The sequence below is a fragment of the Rhizobium sp. Root149 genome (genome assembly GCF_001427345.1).
Classification (GTDB): Bacteria; Pseudomonadota; Alphaproteobacteria; order Rhizobiales; family Rhizobiaceae; genus Neorhizobium; species Neorhizobium rhizoryzae.
This window is the reverse complement of record NZ_LMGD01000012.1, coordinates 637,233-654,129: the sequence shown is the minus strand read 5'-3', so window position 1 is coordinate 654,129 and position 16,897 is coordinate 637,233. Positions and strand designations below refer to the sequence as shown.

15 protein-coding genes are annotated in these 16,897 nt (G+C 56.5%); 6 read left to right on the top strand and 9 right to left on the bottom strand.

Translation table 11 applies throughout. The features are described from left to right. Positions 1–14: 14 nt before the first annotated feature. The 4 genes from gcvH to ASD54_RS09985 all read left to right on the top strand — a co-directional run bounded on the left by gcvH (position 15) and on the right by ASD54_RS09985 (position 4,368). Entirely contained in the window at positions 15–377 is a 363-nt protein-coding gene (gene gcvH / locus ASD54_RS10000) for a glycine cleavage system protein GcvH (RefSeq protein WP_062554420.1), read from the top strand. Next, on the top strand, positions 377–3,241 hold the full coding sequence (gene gcvP / locus ASD54_RS09995) for an aminomethyl-transferring glycine dehydrogenase (protein WP_062554419.1): 2,865 nt from the start codon (positions 377–379) through the stop codon (positions 3,239–3,241). Before gcvH ends, gcvP begins: the two co-directional genes overlap by 1 nt. Before the next feature lie 125 nt (positions 3,242–3,366). Next, positions 3,367–3,798 carry a plastocyanin/azurin family copper-binding protein gene (locus ASD54_RS09990; RefSeq protein ID WP_062554418.1) on the top strand — a complete coding sequence of 144 codons (432 nt, stop codon included), beginning with the start codon at positions 3,367–3,369 and terminating at the stop codon, positions 3,796–3,798. Between the two features lie 246 nt (positions 3,799–4,044). Beyond that, positions 4,045–4,368: a flagellar basal body protein gene (locus ASD54_RS09985; RefSeq protein ID WP_062554417.1), complete on the top strand. Its 324-nt coding sequence runs from the start codon at positions 4,045–4,047 to the stop codon at positions 4,366–4,368. 77 nt (positions 4,369–4,445) lie between these two features. Here the strand turns inward: ASD54_RS09985 and ASD54_RS09980 are convergent, their stop codons facing one another. The 4 genes from ASD54_RS09980 to ASD54_RS09965 all read right to left on the bottom strand — a co-directional run bounded on the left by ASD54_RS09980 (position 4,446) and on the right by ASD54_RS09965 (position 7,911). Then, the gene (locus ASD54_RS09980) at positions 4,446–5,270 is read right to left on the bottom strand and encodes a ferredoxin--NADP reductase (RefSeq protein WP_062554416.1); all 825 of its coding nucleotides are present in this window, start codon (positions 5,268–5,270) and stop codon (positions 4,446–4,448) included. 128 nt (positions 5,271–5,398) lie between these two features. After that, complete coding sequence (locus ASD54_RS09975) at positions 5,399–5,902, bottom strand: DUF934 domain-containing protein (RefSeq protein WP_062554415.1); 504 nt, start codon at positions 5,900–5,902, stop codon at positions 5,399–5,401. A gap of 15 nt (positions 5,903–5,917) precedes the next feature. Then, on the bottom strand, positions 5,918–7,588 hold the full coding sequence (locus ASD54_RS09970; protein WP_062554414.1) for a nitrite/sulfite reductase: 1,671 nt from the start codon (positions 7,586–7,588) through the stop codon (positions 5,918–5,920). Positions 7,589–7,596: 8 nt separating this feature from the next. Continuing rightward, entirely contained in the window at positions 7,597–7,911 is a 315-nt protein-coding gene (locus ASD54_RS09965) for a DUF2849 domain-containing protein (protein ID WP_062554413.1), read from the bottom strand. A gap of 268 nt (positions 7,912–8,179) precedes the next feature. Between ASD54_RS09965 and ASD54_RS09960 the strand changes: the two genes are divergently transcribed. Continuing rightward, positions 8,180–8,767, top strand: a complete 588-nt coding sequence (locus ASD54_RS09960; RefSeq protein ID WP_062554412.1) for a nucleoside deaminase — start codon at positions 8,180–8,182, stop codon at positions 8,765–8,767. Positions 8,768–8,785: 18 nt separating this feature from the next. Further along, the gene (mazG, locus tag ASD54_RS09955) at positions 8,786–9,625 is read left to right on the top strand and encodes a nucleoside triphosphate pyrophosphohydrolase (protein ID WP_062554411.1); all 840 of its coding nucleotides are present in this window, start codon (positions 8,786–8,788) and stop codon (positions 9,623–9,625) included. A gap of 8 nt (positions 9,626–9,633) precedes the next feature. Here the strand turns inward: mazG and hflX are convergent, their stop codons facing one another. The 5 genes from hflX to ASD54_RS09930 all read right to left on the bottom strand — a co-directional run bounded on the left by hflX (position 9,634) and on the right by ASD54_RS09930 (position 16,823). Beyond that, positions 9,634–10,974, bottom strand: coding sequence for a GTPase HflX (gene hflX / locus ASD54_RS09950; protein WP_062554410.1), 1,341 nt, complete (start codon positions 10,972–10,974; stop codon positions 9,634–9,636). A 238-nt stretch (positions 10,975–11,212) separates the two neighbouring features. Further along, positions 11,213–11,455, bottom strand: coding sequence for an RNA chaperone Hfq (gene hfq / locus ASD54_RS09945; protein ID WP_062554409.1), 243 nt, complete (start codon positions 11,453–11,455; stop codon positions 11,213–11,215). A 330-nt stretch (positions 11,456–11,785) separates the two neighbouring features. Continuing rightward, positions 11,786–13,162, bottom strand: coding sequence for a Trk system potassium transporter TrkA (trkA, locus tag ASD54_RS09940; protein ID WP_062554408.1), 1,377 nt, complete (start codon positions 13,160–13,162; stop codon positions 11,786–11,788). Positions 13,163–13,198: 36 nt separating this feature from the next. Next, complete coding sequence (locus tag ASD54_RS09935; protein WP_062554407.1) at positions 13,199–14,563, bottom strand: sigma-54 dependent transcriptional regulator; 1,365 nt, start codon at positions 14,561–14,563, stop codon at positions 13,199–13,201. Then, positions 14,553–16,823 (bottom strand): PAS domain-containing sensor histidine kinase, encoded by a 2,271-nt coding sequence (locus tag ASD54_RS09930; RefSeq protein WP_062554406.1) that lies wholly within the window; start codon positions 16,821–16,823, stop codon positions 14,553–14,555. Before ASD54_RS09930 ends, ASD54_RS09935 begins: the two co-directional genes overlap by 11 nt. Positions 16,824–16,897: the final 74 nt, after the last annotated feature.

Genomic DNA, 16,897 nt, shown 5'->3' with positions numbered 1-16,897 from the left:
TTCCGGAGAGAACCATGTTGAAATTTACCGCTGAACACGAATGGCTGAAGCTTGATGGCGATGTTGCAACTGTTGGCATCACGCAGCACGCTGCAGACCAGCTCGGTGATCTCGTATTCGTGGAACTGCCGGAAGTTGGCAGCACATTCGCCAAGAACGGCGAAGCCGCAACGGTCGAGAGCGTGAAAGCTGCGTCCGACGTGTATTGTCCCCTCGACGGCGAGATCGTCGAGATCAATGAGGCGATCACCTCCGACCCATCGCTGGTCAATTCCGATCCGCAGGGCACAGGCTGGTTCTTCAAGCTGAAGCTCAGCAATGTTGCCGACGCTAATGATCTGCTGGACGAAGCGGCCTATAAGGAGCTGGTTGGCTAATGTCTGACACCCGCGATTTCCATTTCACCGACTATCAGCCCTATGATTTCGCCAATCGGCGGCACATTGGTCCCTCTCCTTCCGAAATGAAGGAAATGCTGAAGGTTATCGGTTATCCGTCGCTAGACGCCTTGATCGACGCTACAGTGCCATCCTCCATTCGCCAGCGCGAGCCGCTGGCATGGGGTGCGGCTCTGACCGAACGCGAGGCCCTGGATCGTCTGCGTGAGACCGCAAACAAGAACCAGCCCCTGACGTCGCTGATTGGACAGGGCTACTATGGTACGATCACGCCTCCGGTCATCCAGCGCAATATTCTGGAAAACCCTGCCTGGTACACGGCCTACACGCCCTACCAACCAGAGATTTCCCAAGGTCGTCTGGAAGCCCTTCTGAACTTCCAGACCATGATCTGCGACCTGACAGGTCTCGATGTCGCCAATGCTTCGCTTCTCGATGAAGCAACCGCAGCCGCTGAAGCCATGGCGCTCTGCCAGCGTCAGGCGAAATCCAAGGCAACAGCCTTTTTCGTGGATGCGGCCTGCCATCCGCAGACGATCGCATTGATTGAAACCCGCGCGGCGCCGCTTGGCTGGAAGGTCATCATTGGAAATCCGTTTACGGATCTCGATCCTGTCGATGTGTTTGGCGCGATTTTCCAGTATCCGGGTACACACGGTCATGCGCAGGATTTCTCCGGTCTGATCGCCCGCCTGCACCAGACTGGTGCCGTGGCAGCCATGGCGTCCGACCTGCTGGCGCTGACACTCCTCAAGTCTCCAGGCGAAATGGGTGCGGACATCGCAATCGGTTCGTCCCAGCGCTTCGGCGTTCCCATGGGTTATGGTGGTCCGCACGCAGCCTTCATGGCTGTGAAGGATGCGCACAAGCGCTCCATGCCGGGTCGTCTCGTTGGCGTCTCAGTCGATGCGCGCGGCAATCGGGCTTATCGTCTGTCGCTGCAAACGCGCGAGCAGCATATTCGCCGCGAAAAAGCGACGTCAAACATCTGCACCGCGCAGGTGCTTCTCGCTGTCATGGCTTCCATGTACGGCGTATTCCACGGACCCGAAGGTCTGAAGGCCATCGCCCAGCAGGTTCACAGAAAAGCTGTGCTGATGGCCAAGGGCCTGGAAAAGCTCGGCTATATGGTAGAGCCTGACGCATTCTTCGATACGATCACCGTTGAGGTCGGGCATATGCAGGGCCTCATCCTGCGCGCCGCCGTTGCCGAAGGCGTCAACCTTCGCAAGGTCGGCACAACCAAGATCGGTATGTCACTGGATGAGCGCACGCGTCCCGCAACGCTGGAAGCGGTCTGGCGTGCCTTCGGCGGCAATTTCGCTGTCTCGGATTTCGAAGCAGATTACCGTCTTCCGAAGGATCTGCTGCGGACATCGGCCTACATGACGCATCCGATCTTCCACATGAACCGTGCTGAAAGCGAAATGACGCGCTACATCCGCCGTCTTTCGGATCGCGATCTCGCGCTCGATCGTGCAATGATCCCGCTTGGCTCGTGCACGATGAAGCTGAATGCCACGGCCGAAATGCTGCCGATCACCTGGCCGGAATTCTCCGACATGCATCCTTTCGCCCCGGTCGAACAGGCCGCCGGCTATAAGGAAATGATCGAGGATCTGTCCGCCAAGCTTTGCCAGATCACCGGCTACGACGCTTTCTCCATGCAGCCAAATTCCGGTGCGCAGGGTGAGTATGCTGGCCTGCTAACAATCCGCAACTACCACATCGCCCGCGGTGACACGCATCGTGATGTCTGCCTGATCCCCACCTCGGCGCACGGAACCAACCCCGCCTCGGCGCAGATGGTGGGCATGAAGGTGGTGCCGGTAAAGGCGAAGGAAAACGGCGACGTCGATCTTGATGATTTCCGCGCCAAGGCTGAACAGTACGCGTCCAGCCTTTCCGCCTGCATGATCACCTACCCGTCCACGCACGGTGTGTTTGAGGAAACTGTTCGGGAAATCTGCGAGATTACCCATCAGCATGGCGGCCAGGTCTATCTCGATGGCGCGAACATGAATGCCATGGTCGGCCTCTCCCGCCCAGGCGATATCGGCTCTGACGTATCGCACCTCAACCTGCACAAGACCTTCTGCATTCCGCATGGCGGCGGCGGACCCGGCATGGGACCCATTGGCGTCAAGTCGCATCTGGCACCCTATCTTCCGGGACACCCGGAATGGGACGGACGCGAAGGTGCGGTCTCGGCTGCACCATTCGGATCTCCGTCCATTCTGCCGATCAGCTGGTCTTACTGCCTGATGATGGGCGGCGAAGGGCTGACGCAGGCAACGAAGGTGGCAATCCTGAATGCCAACTATATCGCTTCCCGTCTCGCCGGTAGCTATGATGTGCTGTACAAGTCTGCTTCAGGCCGGGTTGCGCATGAATGCATCATCGACACACGCCCGTTGAGCGCTTCAGCCGGTGTCACTGTCGATGACATCGCGAAGCGCCTCGTCGATTGCGGCTTCCATGCACCGACCATGAGCTGGCCGGTTGCAGGAACCCTGATGATCGAGCCGACCGAGTCGGAAACAAAGGCGGAGATCGATCGCTTCTGCGATGCGATGCTGGCGATCCGCGAGGAAGCGCGCCAGATCGAAGAGGGCAAGATGGATCGGGAAAACAACCCGCTCAAGAATGCGCCGCATACGGTCGAGGATCTGGTCGGCGAGTGGAACCGTCCTTACTCGCGCGAGCAGGCCTGCTTCCCTCCGGGTTCTTTCCGCGTGGACAAGTACTGGTCTCCCGTCAACCGTATCGACAACGTCTACGGTGACCGTAACCTCGTCTGCACCTGCCCTCCAATGGAGGAATATGCAGAGGCTGCGGAGTAACTAAAAAACCCGCTCCCGGTTCTCTGACCGGGAGCGGAATGCCAATGCCGGCATGCCGATCTTCAGCAAGCCGTCAGTATCGGTTGCTAGCCATTCTCCGGGGCAATACCGAACGGAGAATTTCAATGTCCAGACTTACAACACTATCGCTTCTGGTTGCTGGCGGCTTGCTGGCATCGGCACCCGCATTCGCAGCCGGTTCGACTGTCATGGTCATGACCAATGGCGAAGGCGGTCAACCGATGACATTGTCTCTTGATAAAGCCAGCGTCCCGGCGGGTGACGTGACGTTCAAGGTTCACAATAGCGCCATGACGGAAGAGCATGAAATGGTGCTCGTCAAGCTGAAGAGTGCCAATGATCAAATTCCCTATAATGCGGCGAAACATAGGGTCGATGAATCGAAGCTCAAAAGTCTGGGTGAAGTTTCCGATCTGAAGCCCGGCAAGGATGGTCAGCTCAAGGTTAAACTCGCTGCAGGTAACTATCTCCTGCTCTGCAATATCAAAGGCCATTTCGAAGCAGGCATGAAGGCGAATTTTACCGTGACGCCCTGATGTTCGCCCTATCAGATTTGTGAATGACGGCTCCGTAGATACGTACGGAGCCGCTTTGCTGTCAAGTTGTACTTAATTTGGACCGGTTATTGCCAAGTCGTAAATTGTCCCGCTGAAGTTATCAATCTGTCCATACATCACGTGACTGAGTTTACATCTCATCAATCCTACCGACGTATCATCCGCGACAACGAACTATTCGTTGGGTATGGTCATCGTCAGGCATAATTGCCTGGAGAGGTGAAAATGAGCTTGAGCGGTGTTACGAATTCGGCCCTGTCTGGCATGCAGGCACAGGTTACGCGGCTTTCTGCCACTGCCAACAACATTGCAAATGTTGACTCATCGAACTACAGCCGCCTCTCCACCCAATTCAGCACGACCCCTGATGGTGGCGTACGAGCAGATCTATCTCAATCTCAACAGCCGAGCGCTGACGGAGAAGGAGTAGACATCGGGCAGGAAATGCTTGAGCTCACAGAAGCATCACTGTCTTTCAAAGCCAACGCCGCCGTTTTTGAAACAGGCGCGGATCTGTGGCAGCTATTGGCGACAATCAAGCGCGACTGACATTACATTGTCTCCCAAGACAAAAAAGGCTCTGGATCGATCGATCCAGAGCCTTTTCCGTAAAGTATATCTATAGATCAGCCGACAAATGCGCGTTCGATGACAAACTCGGCAGGCTTATTGTTTGCGCCTTCCGTCAGTCCCGCCTTTTCAAGCAATTCCTTGGTGTCCTTGAGCATGGCCGTCGATCCGCAAATCATACCGCGATCAACAGCTGGATCGAGCGGCGGAACGCCCAGATCGGTAAACAGTTTGCCGTTTGCGATCAGATCGGTAATGCGCCCCTGGAACGCGTAATCTTCACGTGTCACCGTCGGATAATGCTTGAGCTTGTCGCCGACAACCTCAGCCAGAAACTCGTGATTGCGGATTTCTTCCATCAGGTCGAAACCGTATTTAAGCTCCGCAATCTCCCGGCACGTATGCGTGAGAATGACTTCGTCAAACTTTTCATAGGTTTCGGGATCGCGAATGAGGCTCGCAAACGGAGCGATGCCCGTACCGGTCGAGAACATGTACAGGCGCTTGCCCGGCGTCAGCGCGTCGAGCACCAGAGTGCCAGTCGGCTTCTTTCGCATGAGAACCGTGTCGCCTGGCTTGATCTTCTGAAGATGCTGCGTCAGCGGACCGTCCTGCACCTTGATGGAGAAGAACTCCAGTTCTTCGTCCCAGGCCGGGCTGGCGATGGAGTAAGCACGATAGATCGGCTTCTCGCCAACCATCAGGCCGATCATTGCAAACTCGCCTGACCGGAAGCGGAAGCCCGCAGGGCGCGTCATGCGGAAACGAAACAAATGATCCGTGTAATGTTCGACAGCCAGAACGGTTTCCGCATAAACTCCATCCGGAATATTGGCGGGTGCCTTGGCGGCGAATTCTTCAGTCTTGGCGGAAACGTTCATTCGTGCGTCTCGTTCTATCCAGCTTCGTGTGCGCTAGCGACATATACCATGAACACACTGTTTTGAAGGCATCCGCGTTTATATGTCGCGGATGCTTGGAAAAATTCGCCTCTTGCACTCAGCTTTAATCAGGCCGAGCGACGGCGCCAGCTATAGGCTTCGCCGCCTGTTGCTGCACGAGCCGTGGGCTGGTAGTGAACAGCAATGCCCGGCAGCCGGTTTTCGGAAAGACGACGCAACGCGGTCTCATTGGTGACCGCGAAACTGTCGAAGCCGCACCGTAGCATGAGCGGAACCTGGTCGATCAAGACATCGCCCACCGCACGCAATTCATTGGCGTAGCCGAGCCTCTCGCGAAGCAGAGAGGCGTGGCTGAAGCCACGACCATCGTTGAACGCGGGAAAGGCGACAGCGATCAGCGCCAGTCGGTAGAGATAGGGTTCCAACCTTGATACGTCATCGGCGGGCTTAACGAGTACGCCAAAGCCAACGTCGTTGGAGTTATCGGCGCGCTCGATCAACTCGTCAATGGTGAGGAGAGCCGTCTGCCCCTCGCCTGCCTTGACCTCATCCGTTTCGATGATCCAGGGATCAGCGTCCACGAAACCGTTTTCTGTCCAGATACGTGTCATGTTCAATCCCTAAACCTACGCTGCCTGTGCAGCTTCGCCGTAAAGCGCATCCTTGAAAGGCTGCGGGCCGACACGACGATAGGCCTGAAGGAAGGTTTCCTCCTTGGACAATCGAAGGCCAAGATAGGTATCCACGATCTTCTCGACGGCATCGGTCACTTTTTCCGGCTCGAAACCGCGCCCGATGATCTCACCGATCGAAGTATGCTCGTCCGCCGAACCACCGAGCGTGATTTGATAGAGTTCAGCACCCTTCTTCTCAACGCCGAGCAAGCCGATATGACCAACATGGTGATGGCCGCAGGCGTTGATGCATCCCGAGATCTTGATCTTCAACTCACCGATTTCTGCCTGACGCTCGGCGGAGCCGAAACGCTGCGAAATTGCCTGCGCAACCGGAATGGACCGCGCATTCGCAAGCGCGCAGTAATCAAGACCGGGACAGACGATCATATCGGTGATCAGCCCGGCATTGGCTGTTGCAAGCCCTTGCGCTACCAGCGCCCTATAGACGGCTTCGAGATCGGCAAGCGCCACATGCGGCAGAACGATATTCTGCTCGTGCGTGATCCGGATTTCATCCAGGGCATACTGCTCTGCGATGTCCGCGACGGCGTCCATCTGCACATCGGTCGCATCACCTGGCACGCCACCGATCGGCTTGAGTGAAATCGTCACCATGCCGTAGTCGGGATGCTTGTGAGGCTGAACGTTCTGGTGCACCCACTGCGCGAAACCGGCATCTGCCTTCTTCGCACCCGCCAGCTGCGCCCAGCCTTCAGGACGCGCAACCAGCGCAGGCGGTGCAAAATAGGTGCTGATCGCCTCGATGTCTGCCTCAGGAAGCTTCAGTTCGGCACCCTGCAAATGGGCAAACTCGGCTTCTACCTGACGAGCGAGTTCTTCCGTTCCTGTCTCGTGCACAAGGATCTTGATGCGCGCCTTGTACTTGTTGTCACGGCGACCATGCAGATTGTACACGCGCAAGATCGCAGTCGTATAGGACAGCAGATCCTGCTCCGGCAGGAAGTCACGGATCTTCTTTGCGATCATCGGGGTGCGGCCCTGGCCACCACCGACGTAAACGGCAAAGCCGATCTCACCCTTGTCGTTCTTTTTCAGATGCAGACCAATGTCGTGAACCTGAATGGCAGCACGGTCGCGTTCAGCGCCGGTCACTGCAATCTTGAACTTGCGCGGCAGGAAGGAAAACTCGGGATGGACCGAAGACCACTGACGCAGGATCTCGGCGTATGGACGTGGATCCGCCACCTCGTCCGCAGCAGCACCGGCGAAATGATCAGCGGTTACATTGCGAATGCAGTTGCCAGAGGTTTGTAGCGCATGCATCTCGACGGACGCGAGTTCCGACAGGATATCCGGCGTATCGGAAAGTTTCGGCCAGTTGTACTGGATGTTCTGGCGCGTGGTGAAATGGCCATAGCCACGGTCGTACTTGCGCGCGATGTGCGCAAGCATCCGCATCTGCCGGGAATTCAGCGTGCCATAGGGGATCGCAACACGCAGCATGTAGGCATGAAGCTGCAGGTAGACGCCATTCATCAGACGCAGCGGCTTGAATGCATCCTCAGCAAGCTCGCCCGATAGGCGGCGCGCGACCTGATCACGAAACTGCTCCACGCGACTGGAAACGAAAGCGTGGTCAAACTCATCATAACGATACATCGAATTCCTCAGGCAGCAATGAATGCCGGATCAGCGGGCTTGTAACCGGGGGCATAATCCATCGTCGGACCAGCGGCGCGAATACGCTCACGCAGGCGCAGAGGACGGATAAGGCCATTGACCTCTTCCACGTCCACCACGTTGACGTCAACGACAAGATTTGCAGAAAAGTCGCGCTTGCCAATTTCCTCCAATGCCGTGACGGCCTCAGTGTGCCGCGCCACCAAGGCGCTCTGCAATGCCTCGTTCCACGCTCCACTGGCGTCAAGCCATACGGCAATGCCGTCGGTCAGACGATTCGCGGTCAACACCTTGTCTGCCATCACTGGGTCCTGTCGTTCCTGTGCGCTCGCACAATGATGAGTTATTGCACTTAATATCGCAGTTTCATGAAAAATCGAGAAGCAACAGCAATCCGTGGAGACCGGACTTCTGATATTTTCATTCCGAATGTGCGGCAAATCACAGAAAATCAGCCTGATACGCCGTCGAGGCGACGCTGCGTGGTAGGCGGTCAAAAGGGAATCGGTGTTTTCAAGCTCTCCGCACCTGTCGTATGGTAGAGCAATATCAGAAAAAGGACATGAGCGCGTGACTCCGAAAACAATCGCTACCCGACTGCTGGATGTTATCGACAATGACATCCTCCCGCTCACCGAGCGCGGAGTGGCCCTCGGCAACAAGGTGTTTGGTGCCGCCATCCTCCGCAAGGCGGATCTCTCACTGGTTCTTGCAGAAACCAACAACGAACTCGAAAATCCCCTCTGGCATGGCGAAGTGCATACGCTGAAGCGCTTCTATGAGATGGCGGAGCGGCCGGACCCACGCGAACTCATTTTCCTGTCCACCCATGAACCCTGCACCATGTGCATGTCGGCAATCACCTGGGCAGGTTTCGATAACTTCTATTTCTTTTTCAGCCACGAAGACTCGCGTGACGCCTTTGCCATCCCCCACGATCTAAAGATCCTGAAGGAAGTGTTCGGCTTGGAACCCGGCGGTTACAATCGGCAGAACGCATTCTGGAAATCCTTCGCGATCAGCGAAATGGCCGATACCGAGGAGGAAAAGCTTCGTGCCGAACTTCACGAGCGGATCAATGCCATCAAAGCCCGGTATGATGCACTCTCGGAAAGCTATCAGCAAAGCAAGTCCGACAACGGCATTCCCCTGAACTGATAGAATAAGGCTTTAGCAATGCAGCCCTCCAAGGATATCTCCGATCTCCTGAAACTTATGGCATCTCTGCGTGATCCTCAGACGGGATGCCCGTGGGATATCAAACAGGATTTCCAGACCATAAAGCCCTACACGATCGAAGAAGCCTACGAAGTGGCGGACGCGATTGAGCGTGCTGATCTGGAAGATCTGAAGGATGAATTGGGAGATCTGCTGTTTCAGGTCGTGTTTCATGCACAGATGGCGGAAGAAGCAGGCGCATTCAGCTTTGCCGATGTCGTTGAAGCGATTACGACGAAGATGATCAGGCGGCATCCACACGTCTTCGCACGTTCGGATGTCAATACGCCAGAAGCGGTCAAACTCCAGTGGGATCAGATCAAGGCCGCCGAAAAGAAAGATCGCGCCGAGCGACGTGCAAAGCGCGGATTGGTTGACGATGAGACTGTCGGCCTCCTGGGTTCCGTATCTCGTCATCAACCTGCTCTTGTCGAGGCACTGAAGCTGCAGGAACGCGCGGCAACTGTTGGCTTCGACTGGTCGGAAGCAGAACCAATTTTCGACAAGATCGAAGAAGAGATCGCAGAATTGCGAGAGGCTCTGCGAGAGGGGCAATCGGTAAAGATAAAAGACGAACTCGGGGACCTGATATTCGCCGTTGTGAACATCGGGCGTCACGTAAAAGCCGATCCCGAGCAGGCTTTACGTGGTACCAATGCAAAATTTAGAAACCGATTCAGATATATAGAAACGGAACTTAAGAAATTGGGGAAGGCTCCTGCGGAATCCTCGCTTGAGGAAATGGAGGCCTTCTGGCAGGCTGCCAAGGGCGTTAATCCTAGAGAGGCAGCAGAATAGGGAGCGGCTTACCGCTCCCAATCTTCCTTTTCAGCCACCGGAAAAACGCCTAGCTTCCGTTCAAGGGCGTTCGCCTGTTGCTCGGAAAGTCTCAGATCGAAAGCGACAGAACCATCTTCCCGATCCTCTCGCTGGTCGACCATGGCATTTTCATAGATCCACGAAATCAGCGACAGCTTTTCCGGCGGAAGCACGACGGTCGTCTCTGTCACGACACCCGCCAGGCGGCGTGAAATCTCGTCCATCAAACGATCGACGCCCTCACCGGAGATTGCCGAGACGGCCATGACGTTTTCACGGCCAAGAGCGCGTTCAGCAACGGCCTCGTGCGCCTCGGGCTCCAGACGGTCAATCTTGTTCCAGACCTCGATAATGCGCTCGCTGCGCTCCTTCTCGTCTATACCAAGATCATCGAGAATACGCAGGACATCCGCCGACTGGGCCCCGTTATCAGGATCGGACATATCGCGGACGTGGAGAATGAGATCTGCCTCCAGCACTTCTTCCAGCGTCGCGCGGAAAGCGGCGACCAGATGGGTAGGAAGGTCCGAAATGAAGCCGACCGTATCGGAGAGGATGACAGTTCGGCCATGCGGCAACTTCATGCGACGAAGCGTTGGATCAAGCGTGGCGAACAACATGTTTTCTGCCAGCACGCCTGCTCCCGTGATCCGGTTGAAGAGCGTTGATTTTCCGGCATTCGTGTAGCCCACGAGCGCGACGATCGGATGAGGAACCTTGCGGCGCTTGGCCCTATGCAGCTGCCGGGTGCGCACAACCTGCTCGAGTTCGCGCTCCAGCTTGAGGATGCGCTCCTGCAGCAGTCGACGGTCAGCTTCGATCTGGGTTTCACCCGGACCACCCATGAAGCCCGCACCACCGCGCTGACGCTCAAGGTGCGTCCAGCTTCGCACGAGGCGACCCTTCTGATAGTTGAGATGCGCAAGATCGACCTGGAGCGTCCCCTCCTTCGTGGAGGCTCGTCGCCCGAAAATCTCGAGAATGAGACCCGTGCGATCAATCACCTTCGCCTGCCATTCCTTTTCGAGATTGCGCTGTTGCACCGGCGTCAACGGATGGTCGACGATCACCAGACCACAGTCATTCTCGTCCAGCAGAGCCTTGATCTCCTCGATCTTGCCGGTCCCAATCAGTGTCGCGGGCTTCGGCTGACTGACCGGTATGATCAGTCCACGAGCAATCGTCAGGTCAATGGCACGAGCCAGACCCATCGCTTCTTCCAGTCTTGCTTCATCGGATCGGCGCGGCGCAGGTGTCGCCGTGTCAGACGGGCCGGAAGCGGCAGATCGCGCCTGTTTCAAAACCGGAACGAGCACCAGCGCGCGCATATCATCGCGGCGCTTCTCGGCGTCGGGAATCAGGGATTCATTTGAGGTATCGCGAGTGACTATCGCAGTCTTCCTTCAATTCTAGCCAATTAAGCCGTTTGGGGAAACAACCAGTTCGCTAAGACATGCGAAAACCGCCGAAAGGTGTCGGCGGTCTGAGGTTCCCTGCAAGTGACGGCTTTCCTGAGTGATAGATGGGGCAACCGGTGTTGGTATTCAATGGCTGCCCTGATCGAGATCAACCAGCGCTTTCTTCGGTTTCGAACATCTGCATCGGCTGTCCAGGCATGATTGTAGAGATCGCATGCTTGTAGACCAGCTGCGAATGACCATCACGCCGCAACAACACGCAGAAATTGTCGAAGGATGTTACAACACCCGTCAGCTTGACGCCATTGATGAGGAAAATAGTAAGTGAAATCTTCTGCTTGCGAACAGTGTTGAGAAACAAGTCTTGAAGATTTTGAGAACGTTCCGCCATAGCGCCGCTTCTTTCTTTTTTGCCAGCCATGCGGCCGGGATATGATCACGCTCGGAAAATTCGGTAGAGCACCCTCTCCTGCCTCCACCGTCCGTGCAATTGGTTATCAAATCGCCGTGTTTTGCGCAATGACCAATCGCATATGCGAAGAACCGGCCCTTGTTGAGAACAATGCTTGTAAAAGCAGTTACTTATCGAGAAATCTCGCTTTTTGCGAAGCTCAATAGGCCGTCCATACGACGCCTAATGAATATCATGCTATCGAACTATCCACAGCTCTTGGCAGCGCCAACCTGCATAGGCCAGCTGGAATTCTCGCAGGGTCATTCTCTAGAAATATTGGATAGACACCCGGAATAGCTGCTCCACATTGCGCACGGCCTTTCGAGTAGCCAGCAGAACAACCCTGTCCTTTGCCTTGATCCGCGTTTCACCACCAGGTTTCAGAACCTTTCCGTCGCGCAGCATGGCACCAATTCGTATTCCTTCTGGCAGATCGAGATCACGAAGACAGGACCCAACCAGCGGTGAAGTTTCCAGAGCCTCGGCTTCGATCACCTCTGCGGCGCCATTCTGAACGGCGTAGACAGATCGAATTCGCCCCTTGCGAACGTGCTGAAGGACACGGGAAATGGTAACAGCGCGCGGATTGATAACGGAGTCGATGTTCAATGAATCACTCACCTCGCTCAGCGAGGTGGAATTGACAAGAACGAGGTTGGATCGGCATCCCAGCGCCTTGGCCATGACCGCACTGAGAATATTGACCTGGTCATTGTTGGTCAGCGTAATCATCAGGTCGGCATCCTGAATATCAGCCTGCTGCAGAAGGCTCTGCTCCAGAGACGAGCCCTGCAGAACAACGGCGTTCTTCAGCTCTTCTGCAATGAGTGTGGCGCGCGCCCGATCTGTTTCGATGATCTTGACCCGGCTTCTTGGCTGCATCTGCTCGATACGCTGTGCAACATAGAGCCCGATATTGCCACCGCCGGCGATCACGATCCGCTTCGCTTCCTGCTCTTCATGGCCGAACAGACCAAGCGTGCGCCGTGTATGCTCGCGCTGGCAGATCACATAGGCCAGATCCCCAACGTGAAGCTGATCACCCGATCGGGGAATGAAAAGCTTCCCGTCCCGCAAAACTCCTACGACGGTAGCAATCAGATCCGGAAACAGTTGGCTCAATTGCTCAAGCGGCGTGTCCACCACCGGGCAATCTTCCATGCATTCAATGGCAACCATCGCGATGGCGTCGTCAGCAAAGCGGGCAACGTCCACAGCACCGGGAAACGATATACGTCGCAGAACCATCTTGCCGACTTCGATTTCTGGAGAAATCGTCACGTCGATCGACATGTTCCGGCTGCTGAAGAGATCGGCATATTCCGGCAGCAGATAGCTTTGCGAGCGAATACGGGCAATCTTGGTCGGGACGCTGAAAAGCGCATGAGCGACCTCGCAGGCCACGATGTTGACCTCATCATACAACGTGACGGCGATGATCATATCCGCCTGCTCGGCGCCTGCCTTGGCGAGCACGTCCGGATGCGCGCCGTGACCGACATAGCCGCGCACATCAAGCGTTTCGGTGATGGCGTTGATCAACGCCGCCGAAGTATCGATCACCGATACATCGTTTTCTTCTTGCGAAAGACGCTCGGCGATTCCGTAACCCACCTGCCCGGCACCACAAATGATGACCTTCATCTTGCTCTTTCAACGTAACGGGTGGGTATTCAAAGTTCAGACGCCCAGCGACTTCAGCTTCCGATGAAGTGCTGAACGCTCCATACCAACAAATTCAGCCGTGCGGGAGATGTTGCCACCAAAACGATTGATCTGCGCCACAAGATAATCGCGCTCGAACATTTCGCGCGCCTCGCGGAGAGGCAAGGTCATGATGTGATGATCGCCCTTCGTGGAGATCTTCGGCAGCATGTCGCCAAGATCCGTCGGAAGCATATCCGCCGAGATCGGCGAATCCGGACCGTCGGTTCGCGCAAGTATCATCAGCCGCTCGATGTTGTTACGCAACTGGCGAATATTGCCGGGCCAGTCATGCGCCTGCAGAACAGCCATAGCATCATCGCCGATCTTGCGCGGACGAATGCCCGCCTGCTCCGAGATCTGTCGCATGAACATGTCCACGAGGAAGGGTATGTCTTCGCGACGCTCGGCCAATGCAGGAACCTTGACGGGCACGACGGCAAGGCGATGGTAAAGGTCCTCACGGAAGATGCCTTCCGCAATCAGGTTCTCGAGGTGGTATGCGGTCGACGAAATGATGCGAACATCGACCTTGACGCGTTTGGATCCACCGACGCGTTCGAACTGTTGATCCACCAGCACCCGCAGGATCTTGTTCTGCGTTTCGCGCGGCATCTCGCCAACCTCATCAAGGTACAAGATACCGCGATGCGCTTCTTCGAGTGCGCCGATCTTGCGTGGCTGCCCCGGCCCGCCTTCCGTACCGAACAGCGCGATCTCCATACGATCCGGCGTAATGGTTGCGGCGTTCAAGGCGACGAAGGGACCGCCCGCACGGGACGACCGCTTGTGGATCATCCGCGCAACCAGTTCCTTGCCGGAACCGGAGGGGCCAAGAATCATAATGCGGCTATTGGTCGGCGCAATCTTTTCGATCGTCTGGCGAAGCTGCGATATGGCGACCGAGGTTCCGACGAGTTCGGAGGAGTCACCCGCCCGTTTCTTAAGCTCGGTGACCTCGCGCTTCAGCTTCGAATTCTCCAGCGCACGTTCGGCGATCAGGATCAGGCGATCAGCCTTGAACGGCTTCTCGATGAAATCGAAAGCGCCGCGCTTGATGGCGGATACGGCAGTCTCGATGTTGCCATGACCTGAGATCATCACGACCGGAACCTCAGGGTGCCGGACCTTGATCTCATCTAGCAGAGCCAGCCCATCAAGCTTGCTTCCCTGCATCCAGATATCCAGGAAAATCAGGCGCGGCACACGATCGGAGATCGCCGCGAGGGCGCTATCGCTGTCATGCGCCATCCGCGTTTCGTGTCCTTCATCGGACAGAATACCCGCAACGATTTCCCGAATGTCTGCTTCATCATCCACGACGAGGATATCAGACGCCATAAGCTGCTTCCTTGTTCATATCTGTTTGAGACGCGGCAGCACTCTGAACATGCGGCAGGATCACACGGATCATGGCACCCTTGCCCTGATCGAAATCCGCCGGTGCGTCGTGCAGTTCCAATTGGCCGCCGTGCTCCTCAATGATCTTCTTCACGATGGCGAGTCCGAGCCCGGTGCCCTTTTCCCGCATCGTCATGTAAGGCTCGAGAATGCGGTGCCGGTTTTCAACCGGTAGACCGTTTCCATTGTCGATGATGTCCACCCGGAACTGGTCCTTCGCCGCATCGAACATTGACCGAACCAGAACCTTCCGGCCATCGCGCTCGGCGTCACTGGGGACCGCCTCTATGGCCTCAACCGCATTTTTGATCAGATTGCCGAAGGCCTGACCCAGCATGCGCGAGTCAAACAGGCCCTCCAAGCGCTCGTCTCCCAGTTCGCGGAAAAACGTTACATGGCTGGCGCCCATTTCGCGCAGGAAAATTGCATCCCGGAGGATATCCCGAAGATCGCCCTTTTCCTTCGTCGGCTTCGGCATTCGGGCGAACGAGGAGAACTCATCCACCATTCGGCCAATGTCACCCACCTGCCGCACGATTGTATCTGTGCACTGGTCGAAGACTGCCCGATCGCTTTCGTCTATCTGCTTGCCGTATCGACGTTTCAACCGTTCTGCTGAAAGCTGGATTGGCGTCAGCGGGTTCTTGATCTCGTGCGCAATACGTCGAGCGACGTCGGCCCAGGCGGTCGACCGCTGCGCAATGACAAGGTCGGTGATGTCGTCCAGCGTGATGACATAGGAGTCAGTGCTGCTGCGCTGCTCTTCGCGCGTGACCTGCACACTCAGAGTGCGTTCCTTGCCACCGCGTACAAGGTTCACTTCCTTGCGCAGCTCTCCACGCGCCCTGCCCGCTGCCTCCTTCAGAACCTGATCGATTTCCGGCGCCACGTCTTCAAGTCGCTCGCCAACCAGTTGGTCGGCCTGCATGCCAAGAAAATCTTCGGCAGATGGATTGACGATCGTGATCCGGTGGTCGTTTTCGACACCGATAACAGCGGCCGTGACACCCGAAAGCACAGCCTCGATGAAGCGGCGGCGATCATCCACCTCATCCTTCGCTTCCAGAATTTCATTTCGCTGGCTGCGTATCTGCGAGATCATCTTGTTGAAGGTTCGCGATAGATTGCCGACATCGCCATCCGCAGAGCGCACCGGCACCACGACATTGAAATTGCCCGTCGCGACATTATCCGCGGCACTGATCAGCAAACGGATCGGGCGAACGATACGGTCGGCGACGGCGATGGCAGTCCAGATCGCAGCCAGAAGAACGATGAGCGCGAAGCCAAGATAGAGAACGGCAAAGGCGACCTGCAGGCTCATACGGCCTGCTTCCATGGCTTGATACTCCGCCCGATTATCCTCCATCAACCGCATGGCGCTCATGACCTTGGGGTCGACGGCACGGATGGTGTAGAGAAACGCGCCAGGGATGGCTTCCAGCTTGATGATCGCGCCAACCAAGTTTGTAATGCCAGGCGGAATGAGCGTCGGCTGACCGGCCGCCGAACTGGCCAAGGCATCCTTGGGGATTGCAGGTAGCGGCTTTTCGGTCTGGATATCCGCCTGGGCGATCGCTTCGCCATCTTCACGGACCAGGAATGCACCCAGCATTCCACGACCCCTGGCCTGACGCGTCATCAGGTCAACGAATCCGGTGCGATCCAAATAGAACATCGCACGGTTTCGTTCGAGGTCGTTTGCCATCGATACGGTCTGACCCTGCAGATAGCTCGCATTCTCAAGCATATAGGCGCGCGCAACGTCCAGCGAGGACTGGACGATCGACTGGGTGCGCAAGGAGAACCAGCGATCAAGACCGACATTGAGCGTCAGACTTGCAAAAATCGCGACCAGGACAGCAGGCGTGATCGCCACAATCGAAAACAGTACAACGATACGGACGTGTAGACGCGCTGCGGCGCGGCCGCGCTTGCGCGCTTTGACCAGGCGTGAAACTTCGCGTGCGATCAGATAGATCAGCCCCAGCACGAAAAGCGTGTTGAGAACTGCCGAGGTGATCACGACATTTGACGTCGGTGCAATGGGCGTAGCGCCGAGAAGCACGAGAAGAGTTGCAACGGCGCAGATGAGTGCGCCGCCTGCAAGCAGAAGCCCGGGCAATGCGAAGGATGCACGCCGGTCCTGCACCAGTGCCGCTGGCTCTTCACCCGCGGCCGCTGACAACGCATCTGCCATGCTTAACCCCAATCCCAGTCCCTGCACTCAAACAGCGACCAACGCGCTCATTTCGCAAAAACGACCGCATCCGG

Coding starts and splice junctions, on each gene's coding strand:
- hfq (WP_062554409.1), bottom strand. CDS start 11,455: ATGGCGGAACGTTCTCAAAATCTTCAAGACTTGTTTCTCAACACTGTT.
- gcvP (WP_062554419.1), top strand. CDS start 377: ATGTCTGACACCCGCGATTTCCATTTCACCGACTATCAGCCCTATGAT.
- ASD54_RS09975 (WP_062554415.1), bottom strand. CDS start 5,902: ATGACACGTATCTGGACAGAAAACGGTTTCGTGGACGCTGATCCCTGG.
- ASD54_RS09930 (WP_062554406.1), bottom strand. CDS start 16,823: ATGGCAGATGCGTTGTCAGCGGCCGCGGGTGAAGAGCCAGCGGCACTG.
- gcvH (WP_062554420.1), top strand. CDS start 15: ATGTTGAAATTTACCGCTGAACACGAATGGCTGAAGCTTGATGGCGAT.
- mazG (WP_062554411.1), top strand. CDS start 8,786: ATGCAGCCCTCCAAGGATATCTCCGATCTCCTGAAACTTATGGCATCT.
- ASD54_RS09935 (WP_062554407.1), bottom strand. CDS start 14,563: ATGGCGTCTGATATCCTCGTCGTGGATGATGAAGCAGACATTCGGGAA.
- ASD54_RS09990 (WP_062554418.1), top strand. CDS start 3,367: ATGTCCAGACTTACAACACTATCGCTTCTGGTTGCTGGCGGCTTGCTG.
- ASD54_RS09980 (WP_062554416.1), bottom strand. CDS start 5,270: ATGAACGTTTCCGCCAAGACTGAAGAATTCGCCGCCAAGGCACCCGCC.
- hflX (WP_062554410.1), bottom strand. CDS start 10,974: ATGCGCGCGCTGGTGCTCGTTCCGGTTTTGAAACAGGCGCGATCTGCC.
- ASD54_RS09970 (WP_062554414.1), bottom strand. CDS start 7,588: ATGTATCGTTATGATGAGTTTGACCACGCTTTCGTTTCCAGTCGCGTG.
- ASD54_RS09985 (WP_062554417.1), top strand. CDS start 4,045: ATGAGCTTGAGCGGTGTTACGAATTCGGCCCTGTCTGGCATGCAGGCA.
- ASD54_RS09965 (WP_062554413.1), bottom strand. CDS start 7,911: ATGGCAGACAAGGTGTTGACCGCGAATCGTCTGACCGACGGCATTGCC.
- trkA (WP_062554408.1), bottom strand. CDS start 13,162: ATGAAGGTCATCATTTGTGGTGCCGGGCAGGTGGGTTACGGAATCGCC.